The organism is Polaribacter haliotis (assembly GCF_014784055.1).
GTDB lineage: Bacteria > Bacteroidota > Bacteroidia > Flavobacteriales > Flavobacteriaceae > Polaribacter > Polaribacter haliotis.
This window is the reverse complement of record NZ_CP061813.1, coordinates 2,472,151-2,484,888: the sequence shown is the minus strand read 5'-3', so window position 1 is coordinate 2,484,888 and position 12,738 is coordinate 2,472,151. Positions and strand designations below refer to the sequence as shown.

The following is a 12,738-nucleotide window of genomic DNA, read 5'->3' as shown; positions in this document are numbered from 1 at the left end:
ACTGATTATTAAATACTTAAAACATATAAAGCAATGTTTTCTTGATTTCTCATCTCTTTTTTCTCGGTTGTAGTTTTGTCTTTAAAACCGACATAATGTAAAATACCATGAATCATTACTCTGTGTAATTCTTCTTCAAAAGAAACGTTAAAATCGGTTGCATTATCTGCTACTCTTTCTACAGAAATATAAATATCTCCATTAATTAATTTCCCTAAAGAATTATCGAAACTTATGATATCCGTTAACGTATCGTGCTGTAAAAATTCGACATTTAATTTGTGTAAATAAGTGTCATCACAAAAAATATAATTGATTTCTCCAACTTCACAATTGTGTTTTTCAATCGTATTTTCTATCCAAATTTCTAATGACTTTTCGTTAACAATTTCGAAATCCGTTTCGTAATTAAAGGTTATCATTTTTCTTTTTTCTGAGGTTCAGAAAAATATTCTCGAACCTTTATTTTGTAATTTTCCTGCAAAGGTAAGGATTGTCTATTTAATATTTCTATTTGATTGTAAAACTGCTTTTTAAATTGAAGTGCTTTTGCATTATTTCTTTGTGTTTCTTTAAAATTAGTGGTAGATTTTCGTTTCTTATCTTCTCCTTGCTCTAAAACAGCTGAATCTAATTTTAATAATTCGTAATTTAAACGTTGCATCCTTTGAATGGTTCCAGCATTAAAACCTTTTTCCAGAATTTCATTTTCTAATTGTTCCATGGTTTTTAATGCTTTTTTTGCATTAGCATTTCCACCAGGTTTTCCGTTTTCACTTTCTTTTATCGCATTTTGAAGTTCTTGTCTTAGTTTAGATTGTTCTTTGTAAATCTCATACAATTCTCCATCTAAGTCGTCATTTTCTCCATCACCTTCTCCTTTACCTTTTCCATTTTCTCCAGGTCTTCCATCTTTTCCGCCTTTCCCTTTTCCGTTCTTTCCTGACTTTCCAGAATCACCAGATTTTCCATTTTCTCCTTCATTTCCTGGTTTCCCATTTGCTCCTGGTTTCTTGCCTTCTTTTCCACCTTTTTGTCCTTCACCAGGTTTCTCTCCAGATTTTTGACCAGGTTTTTTTCCACCTTTTTTCATTCCTTCTTTCATCTTCTCCGACAATTCGCCTTGTTTTTTTATGATGTCTGGCAAACTAAAACCTCCTTGCTTTCCTTTTTTTCCTTTGCCCATTTTCATAGACATCGAATTTTTCATACTATTTAAAATATTACTTAAATAGTCTGCAAGATTGTTTGTGGAAGTCATTACATAACGTTGATTAGAAATACCATTATTGAATCTATTTTCAGAAAAATTCTCTAAAGATTGCTCTAAATTGTAATGAGTCGTAGATAAATCGTCTTGTATTTTTGCTGATATTTTTGGTAAACGCATGGAGAGCACATACAAACTATCGTCTATATGTTCGAAATAAGTTCTAATGTCGTTTTGCTTTTTTAGGTCTTTTCCATAATCTGGATGGCCTGTAGAAGTTTCACTAAACTTGTTCATTAAATTTTCTTGTTGAAAAGAAAACGTAACCAAATTCTCTAAAATTTTTCGCAAATCTTCCATGTTTTCTTCGATGGATTCTCCTTCCAACGCCTCCATTGCTTTTTGCATTTTTGCACTCATTTCTTTCATCTTTTTAGATGATTCCTTTTGGCTTTTCTTTGCTTCGTTTTTATCTTGCTTTTTTAAACTTTCTTCCGACTTTTTTAATTCTTCGTCAATTGCTTCTTTTTCATCTTCTACATCTGGCAATTCCATTGGCTCTTTTAACTTTTCGTTGTCTTTTGCCAATTCTTCTAATTCCTTTTTTAATTCTTTAAATTCTTCGTTTATTTTTTCTTGCTCTGCTAAAGTTGCATTTTCTTTTTGCTCTAAAGCTTCTTGCTTTTTCGCCAATTCATCTAACTTGTTGGCAATTTGCATTGTTTTTTGTTCCACGTAAAAACGCTTCGTCAACTCTAACATGCGCTCTAAACTTCGTCTTTGTTGCTTGTTTTGTTGTGCTAATTCTTTGGCTTTTTTCACTAAATCTTCCTTGTTTAGTTTGTCTGCCATTTTTTGAATTTCATCTAACAACTTCTGTTGCTTGTCTAACTTTTTTAATTCGTCAATTCGTTTTTTTAACTCTTCTTTCTTTTCTTGAAGATTCTCATTCTCTTCTTTTTTCTCGTCTAAATTTTCTTGCAACTCATCCGTTTGACGTTGCATCATTTTTTTATAGTTTTCTTGACGCTTTATAAAGTTTTCAACTTTCTTCTTATCATTCCAACTTAACTTTTTCTTGTTTTGTAAATCTTCCTGAATTTTAGTCAACTCCTTCTCTTGCTTTTCTTGTTTCTGAATCGAATTTTCTAAACTATTAATTGTGTTGCGTTGTTCTTGTAGTAATTCTTGATCGATTTCTTGTGTCGATTTTTTACGATAATTAAAAACTTTACTTTTTGCTTTTTTATTTCCATTTACAGCATCATTATCAAAAACCTGAAAAAAGAGTTCGTAATTTATTCCTGATTTTAAATCTAATCCATCTGGAAATTGATAAAAGAAAGTTTGGATATTTTCCTTCGTGATTTGTAAATCGAAGGTTTGTTGATTCTGCGGATTATTATCATCATAATAAATAATCTGTAATTTGTTTAGACCATAATCGTCAGAAATCTGACCAGCAAATTGCGCTGTTCCACGTGAAATACTATCAATATTTGTTTGTACAGAAATCTCTGGAACTTCATCTTTAATAATTCCGACAGAAAATTGCAAATTCTCATAATCGCGAAGATTTTTGTTAGAAGATGTAATTTGATAATTTAGCGAATTTCTAATGTATTTAGAATATTCAAAATTAGAATTTGTAACATTATTGAATAAATTTCTATTTTCATTAATAATAAACGCCACAGAATCCGTTTGAGAGGCTTGCACTTTCCAAGTAATTCTTGTTCCTTCAGGAACAATTATATTTCCTGTATTTTGGATGGTTTCATTTCGCTTGCCAACATATCTTGGGTAGCTTAATTGTAAAGCAATATTGTTGATTGTTGGCGTATTTATAACTTCAATTTTATAATCTTGTGATTGAACTCCATTGGCTTCAACGAAAAAATTTAAAGGCTTTTGAACGTCAGAAAATGTGTAAGAAAAAGTTCCATTTCCATTATTTTGAAGAAAATATTGTTGATTATCATAAATAATTTTTGCTTCAGAAGGCAACACAGTTCCTGCTGTATTTACAATAATTGTAATCGGTTTTCCTTGAATAACTTGCAAGTTTTCGTTTTGTAAAGAAAAAGAAAATGGCGCTGGTGGATTGTAAGCAGTTCTGTGGTTTACTACACGATCTAAACTTTGTGTAAAAACCCCATTATTGCCTGATATTAATGTTATTAACCATATTAAAACTGGTACAATTGCATATTTTAAATACTTGGTATTCTTCTTAAAGTCGACAGCTTTTACAAACGGAATTGGTTGTAATTCTTCTGATTTCTGGTTGATACTCGCCAACAATAAATCCGACTGTTGTGCATCTTCTTTCAGCTGTAAAACATTTAATAATTTGTCTTTAACTTCTGGGAAATGTGCACCAATAATTTTTGATGATTCTTTTAAAGAAATCCCTTTTCGTAAACCCAATAATTTAAAAATAGGAATCGCAATAAATCTTACAAGTAAAAAAACTTCAACAATTATAAAAACCCAAAAAAGGAATGTTCTCGCATTTGGTTTCAACCATAAAAAATACTCTAAAAAAAGGGTAAAAATTAGGTATAAGAATCCTAAAGAAAGGAATAAAATAGTTCCTTTTATTAGTTCATTTACGTAGAATTTTCTCGTAAATTGATGTAGTTTTTTCTCAATTGTTTTAAATGCGCTCATAATCAACTAATAAAAATACTATTTTTACATGAAATTGAAACGAAATATTTGTTAAATGAATTTGTAAGCATTTTAAAATGATGCCTACTAATTATTAATAAACCTAAAATATGAAAAAAATAAACACAGTTTTACTACTAATTTTAACCACATCTCTTTTTGCTCAAAGTCCTTGGACAAAAGAAAAAGGAGATTTATTTATCAACTTTTCTTACACAACAATTTCTGATTATAACGAACTTTTTGGGGACTCAGATTATAATACCAGAGGAAATATTACGGACAGAACATATCAAATTTATGGAGAATATGGGTTGACTGATAAAACTTCGTTGGTTTTTAGTGTTCCTTTAAAATCTATAAAAAAATCAAGTTTTAGTAATCCAGCAATTGATTGTATTGGAGATTGTTCTAAACCTGCTAGTAGTAAAACCACTTTTGGAAACATTCAATTAGGGTTAAAACATCAATTTTATAACAATGGTTGGGTTTTATCTGGACAATTATTATCAGAAATAAATACAAGTTCTTACGATGAAAATACAGGAATAAGAACAGGTTACGATGCTTTTACTTTTACGCCTCAATTATTAGCTGGAAAAAGTTTCGGAAAAACATTTTTACAGACACATATTGGAGCAGATTTAAGAACAAACGATTACAGTTCTAACTTTAAAATTGGTGGAGAATTTGGAGGAAAAGTCACTCAGAATATATGGTTAATTGGATATATAGATGTTGTGAAATCTTTCGAAAATGGAGACGTAAATATCCCTACAAATAATTCATTTACAGGTTTATATGTAAACGACCAAGAATATGGCGCTTATGGTTTAAAAGGAATTTTACAATTATGTGATTTAGGAATTACTGCTGGTTTTGGTAACGCTTTCTTCGGAAATAATGTGGCGAAACAAACCGCTTTTACTATTGGTATTTTTAATACTTTTTAGAAAGATAATTTCTGAGGGAAATGCCACGAATTCACGAATGCATTTCAGACCTCACAGGTTTTAAAAACCTGTGAGGTCTTTAATCAATATATGTGGTCAGAATTTAATAAAAACACTTACAAAAAGTTTCTACTTTTTATAACTTCTCTCCATTTCTTATAAAAAAACTATCTTCTTCAGACCCTTCAGGTTTTAAAAACCTGAAGGGTCTTTTTCATATTATATATCTATGTTTTCTAAAAATCTACGTGCTTATTTTATTTTTAAAACTATTAATTCGTGAATTCGTGGCAAATTTTTTCATTAAAAACTATCTTTGTGCCATGAAAAAAAGCACCTTAAATTTTCTTTAAGGTTCATTAAAAATGTCTTTCCTGTGAAAACAGGAATCTAAAAAACAAAAAAAATGGAATCTAATGTTCGTGTTCGTTTTGCCCCAAGTCCAACAGGACCTTTACATATTGGTGGTGTAAGAACGGCTTTATACAATTATTTATTCGCAAAAAAACACAATGGAACATTTGTGTTAAGAATCGAAGATACAGACCAAACTCGTTATGTTGCAAATGCAGAACAATATATAATCGACTCTTTAAAATGGGCAAATATTCCTTTTGATGAAGGTCCACATTCGACTACGCTCAGTGCAAGCTCCAAAAACGAAAAATTTGGTCCATATAGACAGTCTGAACGTAAAGAAATTTACAAAAAATACGTAGCTGTTCTTATTGATAAAGGCTGGGCATATTATGCTTTTGATACTGCTGAAGCTTTAGATGCTGAAAGAAAAGCTCACGAATCTGAAGGAAAAACATTTATTTATAATTGGCATAATCGCGAAAAAGGTCGTTTGGTAAATTCTTTAGTTTTAACTGCTGAAGAAACGAAAAACCGAATTAATAATGGCGATAAATATGTAGTTCGTTTTAAATCTCCACAAGATGAAACGCTTGTATTGAATGACGAAATTCGTGGAGAAATTAAAATTGATACCAATGTTTTAGACGACAAAATTTTGTTTAAAAGTGATGGAATGCCAACTTATCATTTAGCAAATATTGTGGACGACCATTTAATGGAAATTAGCCACGTAATTCGTGGTGAAGAATGGTTACCATCCATGGCTTTGCACGTTTTATTATACAAAGCTTTTGGTTGGAACACTCCTAAATTTGCACATTTACCATTAATATTAAAACCAATTGGAAAAGGAAAACTGAGCAAAAGAGATGGCGATAAATTAGGTTTTCCTGTATTTCCATTAGCATACACAAACGAAGAAACTGGAGACGTTTCTCGTGGTTACAAAGAAGATGGTTATTTCGCAGACGCTTTTATAAATATGTTAGCGTTTTTAGGTTGGAATCCTGGAACTGAACAAGAATTATTTTCTTTGGAAGATTTAATACAAGAATTTGATTTAAAACGTGTTAGCAAATCTGGTGCAAAATTTAATCCGGATAAAACAAACTGGTTTCAACAACAATATATGCAGTCTAAATCAGATGAAGAATTGACTGATTTATACTTCTCTATTTTAGAAGAAAAGGGAATTAAAAGTGATAAAAATTATACTCAAAAAGTAGTCTCTTTAATCAAAGAAAGAGCTGTTTTTGTTGCTGATTTTTGGGATTTATCAAGTTTCTTTTTTGAAGCTCCAAAAGAGTATGACGAAAAAGCATCAAAAAAGAATTGGAAGCCAGAAACCGGCTCGTTAATGAAAGAGTTGATTGGAATTATCGAGAATATTCAAGATTTTTCATCAGAAAATGCAGAGAAAGAAATTAAAGAATGGATTACTGCTAAAGAAATTGGTTTTGGTAAAGTAATGCAACCCTTACGTTTGTCTTTAGTTGGTAAATTAGCTGGACCTCATTTATTTGATATTATGGAAATGATTGGCAAACAAGAAACTATTAAAAGAATAGAAAACGCTATCGAGAAATTGTAGTTTTTTAATTCTTAATTTTTTAAACCTCTTATTAATTTAAGAGGTTTTTTTGTTTAAAAATGTAACTTTCTAAAAAAATTGTGTCTTATAAACGAATTGATTTTTCAGTATATTTACAATTAACTGATTATTAATTCTTAAAACACAAAATTATGTTACCAGCACCATTTATTATCACCATTCTTATAATTGGCCTTATTATTTTTGCTTCCTTTTTTATGGTAAAGCAACAAACTGCTGCAATTATCGAACGCTTTGGAAAGTTTAATGCAATTAGACACTCTGGTCTTAAACTTAAAATACCTTTCGTAGATAGGGTTGCAGGAAGGTTGAGTTTAAAAATCCAACAATTAGATGTAATTGTTGAAACAAAAACATTAGACGATGTTTTTGTGAAATTAAAAGTTTCTGTACAATACAAAGTAATTACAGAAAAGGTGTATGATGCTTTTTATAAATTAGATTATCCTCATGAACAAATAACTTCTTATGTTTTTGATGTAGTTCGTGCAGAAGTTCCAAAAATGAAATTGGATGATGTTTTTGTAAAGAAAGATGATATTGCTATTGCTGTAAAAACAGAATTAAACGATGCCATGTTAGATTATGGTTTCGATATTATTAGAACTTTGGTTACAGATATCGACCCAGATCCTCAGGTAAAAATAGCTATGAACAGAATTAATGCTGCAGATAGAGAAAAAACTGCTGCTCAATACGAAGGTGATGCACAACGTATTTTAATTGTAGAAAAAGCAAAAGCAGAGGCAGAAAGCAAACGTTTACAAGGACAAGGTATTGCAGACCAAAGAAGAGAAATTGCACGTGGTTTAGAAGAATCTGTAGATGTTTTAAACAGAGTTGGTATTAATTCTCAAGAAGCATCTGCATTAATTGTTGTAACACAACATTATGATACTTTACAAGCAATTGGAAGCGAAACCAACAGTAATTTAATTCTTTTACCAAATTCACCACAAGCTGGTAGCCAAATGTTAAATGATATGGTTGCAAGTTTTACTGCAAGTAACCAAATTGGAGAAGCAATGAAAAACCAGAAAGAAAAAAAGAAAGATGCATAAGAAATCTTTAAATAAACATATTTTAAACAATTAATTGTATCGAAAATTGCTATGATTCAATCTATTTTAAAATGGTTTAAAACGCCTTACTTTTACAACCCTTCTGTGAAATTTAAATTGAAAATAAGTTTTTTTCATGGACTTTTTGTATTCCTTTTTTTATATATTTTTAGACCTTTTTATCTTTATAGTTTCCAAGAAATTATTTTACAATATACTTTAGGATTAGGCTTGGGTGCTTTTGTAGGTACTTTTATTGTGCTTTATATTCCACCATTAATATTTAAGAATTATTTTCATGAAGAAAATTGGACAATTGGTAGAAACCTACTCTTAATATTAACTGGAGTTACTTTTATAGCTATTTTATTATGGTATTTTGGCGAAATGTTTAAAGAACCATATAATTTAAAAAGTTTTAGTTTCTTAGAGTTTTTATTTTATACTTTTTTAATAAGTATTTTTCCACTTACCTTTTTTGTATTTTTAAATGAAAAAAATATTCGTAGAAAAAGAAGAAAAAGAGCGAGGTTAATTAACAAACATAATACAGAAAAGTTAAAAAAAGTAGAAGAAAAGATAAAGGTAATAAAAGAAGAAAATGGAGATTCTAAAGTAGAAATATTTTCAGAAAACCAAAAAGAAAGTATTAAATTTCGTCTAAAAGAATTGGTATATATTACTTCTCAAGGAAATTATGCAAGCTTTTTTATTAAGAAAAATAATATATTAAAAGAAAAGGTTTTAAGAATTACCCTTACAGAAATAAATAAAATACTTGCAGATAATAGTTCCATTCTTAGATGTCATAAAAGTTATATTGTTAATACAAAATTTATAAAAGATATTTCTGGAAATGCCAGAGGTTATTTATTAAAATCAGATATACTTCCTTTTGATATTCCTGTATCTAGAAAATTTTCTAAGCAATCTTTATTAAAATTGTTAAAATAAACCTTCCCATTAATCCCATTTAACAGAAAAACCTTCCTGTTTGTAACAAAGATATACATGCAAACGATTGTAATAATTATATTTGTGGTACTAAAAGTGAATTAGAAAAATTGGGGGATTCTTTTAATTCGTATTAAAAAAGCTCAATCTATTAATAGATTGAGCTTTTCTTATATTAGTATTATTTTAAAAGTAAATTCCTTACTTCTTCTCTTTTAATTGTTCTTCAGATTCGTCTTTAGATGCATTTTTAAACTCTTTAATTCCACTTCCTAATCCTTTCATTAATTCTGGTATTTTTCTTCCACCAAACAATAATAAAACAACTACAAGAATTATAATTACTTGAGGTCCGCCAATAAAGCCAAAAAATATAGATAAACTGTTCATTTTTTATGTAATTTAATAATACAAAGATACAAAAAAGGTTGTTATAGTACTATTTTGTTTTATTTCTATTAATTTCTTTTTTCAATAATACCACCAATTACTTTTTTATCTTTTACAACTTCTGGATTTCCTCTATAAAAAATGGTACCTCCAAAACTAACTTTAGCATTTAACGTTTTTTCAGAATTTACTTCTGCTTTTGCTCCAGTGCCTGCTTTTACATCTGTTTTTTCAGTAGATTTCATATTAAAACCATGGTAAATGCCATATAAATCTACATCTACTTCTTGGTTAGTTGTTGTTCCAGAAAGTTTTATAATTCCTCCAGAAGAGGATCTTACTTTAAGTTCTTTGGTTGTTATAGTTAAATTGATAAACGCTCTTTCTTGTGCATTTACTTCAATTTTATCTTGGTTAAAATCTTTACCAGTAATGGTTGCACCTTCATTACCATCGATAATATCGATGTTTTTATTGTAATAAATTTTAATTAATATCTTACCATCTGCAGAATTATCTTCTGGTTTTAAAGAAAAAGGTAACGATAATTTTAAAGTATTATCTACATTCTTAATTTTAACCATTTCCGACTTTTCGCCAGTGATTTCCAACTTTTGATTGGAAGACTTTATAAGAGTTACCTCTATTCCATTATATACTTTTAAGGTATTATAATCGCCCAAGTTTTTAGTAACAGTAGTTTGCGCATTTATTAAAAACGACACAAATAATAGGTTTAAAAAAGCTAAATTTTTCATTATTAAAGGTTTAGTTGATAATTTTAATTCAAAAAATATACCACTATAAAGGTTTTTACTAGTTTTTATTGTGTAAATATCGTTAAAATAATATTATTCAGCTTTTACAGCAGTTCCTGTAATTGAAACTAATAATGTAGATGAATTTGCCAAAGGCTCTACATCTAGTTGAATTCCTACAACTGCATTTGCACCTAATTTTAAAGCATTGTCTTTTAAATTCTGAAATGCTTTTTCTTTAATAGCCTCTAGACCTAAAGTATATTTTTCATAATATTTAGACATGCTAAACATATCTTTAAAAGACATTTTTGTTCCATTTGAAGAATAACTGGAATCGTAAGCAGTACCTGTTACAATTCCTAAATAATCTACTATTTTAAAACCTTCTATGTTATGTGTTGTTGTTAAAATCATTGTTTTATTTTTTATTCTTCAATCAAATTAAAATCTAAATGTTTACGTTCTAAATCGGTCTTTTTCACCTGAACTTTTACATCATCTCCTAATTGATACATGTTTTTAGTGGATTGCCCAATAATTGCATATTGTTTTTCATCAAAAATATAATAATCGCTTTTTATATCTCTAATTCTAACCATTCCTTCACATTTATTGGCTGTAATTTCAACATAAATTCCCCATTCTGTAACACCTGTAATTACACCATCAAATACTTCATCTTTATGATCTTGCATGTATTTAACCTGCATATATTTTATTGAAGAACGTTCTGCTTTCGAAGCCAATTCTTCTCTATGTGAAGAATGTTTACATTTTTCTTCATAAGGATCTGCTTTCGGCGTTTCTCCTCCATCTAAATAATGTTGTAGCAATCTATGTGTCATTACATCTGGATAACGTCTAATTGGTGACGTAAAATGACTGTAATAGTCAAATGCCAATCCATAATGTCCAATATTTTTAGTGGTATACACAGCTTTAGACATGGTTCTAATAGCAAGCGTTTCAATCATATTCGATTCTGCTTTTCCATTTACATCACTTAATAACTGATTTAAAGAATCTGAAGTTGATGCTTTTGTAGTTGTATCTATTTTATAACCGAATTTGCCAATAATATTTTCTAAAGAAGCCAATTTTTCTTCATTTGGCTCATCATGAACTCTATAAATAAACGTTTTTCCTGATGGTTTTCCTTTAGATCTTCCAATAAATTCTGCCACTTTTCTGTTCGCTAATAACATAAATTCTTCAATTAATTTATTAGCATCTTTAGACGTTTTAAAGAAAACACCAACTGGGTTTGCTTCTTCATCTAAATTAAACTTCACTTCTACTCTATCAAAAGAAATTGCACCTTGTTTCATTCTCTTTTTACGAAGAATTTTTGCCAATTTATCTAATTGTAAAGTTGCTTCTACTACTTCTGGAGTTACAGTATATTCCTCGTCAATAATAGAAATATCAACTGGCATTGTATAAGGTTGAACATCGTCTGACAACGTTACATTTTCTATAATATCTTGTGCTTCTTCATAAGCAAAACGTTGATCGGAATACGTTACTGTTCTACCAAACCATTCGTTTACAATTTGTGCTTTCTGGTTGATTTCAAAAACTGCCGAAAAAGTTAATTTTTCTTCATTTGGTCTTAAAGAACAAACACCATTACTCAACATTTCTGGTAACATTGGCACTACTCTATCCACTAAATAAACAGATGTTGCTCTTTCATAAGCTTCATCATCTAAAATAGTTTTTGGTTGTAAATAATGCGAAACATCTGCAATGTGAATTCCTACTTCGAAATTACCATTTTCTAATTTTGTAAATGATAATGCATCATCAAAATCTTTTGCGTCTTTTGGATCTATCGTAAAAGTTAAATCTTTACGCATATCTCTACGCTTACCAATTTCTTCTTTTGTAATTTCTATCGGTAAATTTTGTGCTTCTTTTTCTACTTCTGGCTCAAATTCATAAGGCAAATCGTATTCTAATAAAATAGAATGCATTTCTGTATTATGGTCTCCTGGTTTCCCTAAAACTGTCGTAATTTTTCCAAACGGATTTTTAGAGTTTTCTGGCCAATCTTGAATAGTAGCTTGCACTTTGTCTCCATGTTCTGCGCCATTCATCTTGTTTTCAGAAATAAAAATATCTGCGTACATTTTATGATTGTCGCAAATTACAAATCCGAAGTTTTTATTCTTCTGTAAAACACCTACAAACTCTGTTTTTGCACGTTCTATAATTTCTACAACATCGGCTTCTAACTTGTTACTTCGTTTACGTTTGTAAACATAAGCTCTTACAACATCGCCATGTAAACCCTTACCTAGGTTAATATTTGGAATAAAAACATCGTTTTCATAATCGTCTGTTATAAAATATCCATTTCCGTTTGAAGTAACATCTAATGTTCCAATAGAATACTTTCTATCTTCATTAATTTGAAACTTTCCTCTGTCTACTTCTTTAATTTTTTTGGTAGCAGTTAATTCTGCTAACTTTTTAATAACCTGATTTTTCCCATCAGTATCTTCAATTTTTAATTTTGAAGCTATTTGTTTATAATTGAAGAACTTACTACTGTCTTCATTTAAAATTCTGAATATATTTTTAGTTAAATCTTTTACAACTTTTCCTTTCTTTTTATATATTTTTTTCTTCTTTTTTGTCATTTATGTTTTTATTATTTCTTCTGCAAAATACAATTATTTAAAATGAAATTTTTGTGGATATTTCGCCACGAATTCACGAATTTAAAAATTTTTATCAATCTAACTTGAATCTTGAATTC

The 12,738-nt window shown here is 29.2% G+C and carries 10 protein-coding genes; 4 read left to right on the top strand and 6 right to left on the bottom strand.

Translation table 11 applies throughout. From position 1 onward, the window contains the following. Positions 1-8 precede the first annotated feature (8 nt). On the bottom strand, positions 9-422 hold the full coding sequence (gene ybeY / locus H9I45_RS10680) for an rRNA maturation RNase YbeY (RefSeq protein WP_088352497.1): 414 nt from the start codon (positions 420-422) through the stop codon (positions 9-11). After that, positions 419-3,883, bottom strand: a complete 3,465-nt coding sequence (locus tag H9I45_RS10675) for a DUF4175 family protein (RefSeq protein ID WP_088352496.1) — start codon at positions 3,881-3,883, stop codon at positions 419-421. Before H9I45_RS10675 ends, ybeY begins: the two co-directional genes overlap by 4 nt. A gap of 110 nt (positions 3,884-3,993) precedes the next feature. Between H9I45_RS10675 and H9I45_RS10670 the strand changes: the two genes are divergently transcribed. From H9I45_RS10670 to H9I45_RS10655, 4 genes are all read left to right on the top strand, one after another. Further along, entirely contained in the window at positions 3,994-4,836 is an 843-nt protein-coding gene (locus tag H9I45_RS10670; RefSeq protein ID WP_088352495.1) for a hypothetical protein, read from the top strand. A gap of 406 nt (positions 4,837-5,242) precedes the next feature. Then, positions 5,243-6,787: a glutamate--tRNA ligase gene (gene gltX, locus H9I45_RS10665; RefSeq protein ID WP_088352493.1), complete on the top strand. Its 1,545-nt coding sequence runs from the start codon at positions 5,243-5,245 to the stop codon at positions 6,785-6,787. Between the two features lie 152 nt (positions 6,788-6,939). Beyond that, the gene (locus H9I45_RS10660; protein ID WP_088352492.1) at positions 6,940-7,869 is read left to right on the top strand and encodes an SPFH domain-containing protein; all 930 of its coding nucleotides are present in this window, start codon (positions 6,940-6,942) and stop codon (positions 7,867-7,869) included. 51 nt (positions 7,870-7,920) lie between these two features. Continuing rightward, a complete protein-coding gene (locus H9I45_RS10655) occupies positions 7,921-8,823 on the top strand; it encodes a LytTR family DNA-binding domain-containing protein (RefSeq protein ID WP_088352490.1) in 903 nt (300 codons plus the stop codon). Between the two features lie 201 nt (positions 8,824-9,024). Here H9I45_RS10655 and tatA read toward each other — a convergent pair whose 3' ends face one another. The 4 genes from tatA to rnr form a co-directional block, all read right to left on the bottom strand. After that, positions 9,025-9,213, bottom strand: coding sequence for a twin-arginine translocase TatA/TatE family subunit (gene tatA, locus H9I45_RS10650; RefSeq protein ID WP_088352489.1), 189 nt, complete (start codon positions 9,211-9,213; stop codon positions 9,025-9,027). A 68-nt stretch (positions 9,214-9,281) separates the two neighbouring features. Next, complete coding sequence (locus H9I45_RS10645) at positions 9,282-9,971, bottom strand: head GIN domain-containing protein (RefSeq protein WP_088352488.1); 690 nt, start codon at positions 9,969-9,971, stop codon at positions 9,282-9,284. A gap of 93 nt (positions 9,972-10,064) precedes the next feature. Next, positions 10,065-10,388, bottom strand: a complete 324-nt coding sequence (locus H9I45_RS10640) for a YbjQ family protein (protein WP_088352487.1) — start codon at positions 10,386-10,388, stop codon at positions 10,065-10,067. 11 nt (positions 10,389-10,399) lie between these two features. Beyond that, on the bottom strand, positions 10,400-12,619 hold the full coding sequence (gene rnr, locus H9I45_RS10635; protein ID WP_088352486.1) for a ribonuclease R: 2,220 nt from the start codon (positions 12,617-12,619) through the stop codon (positions 10,400-10,402). Between the last annotated feature and the right edge of the window lie 119 nt (positions 12,620-12,738).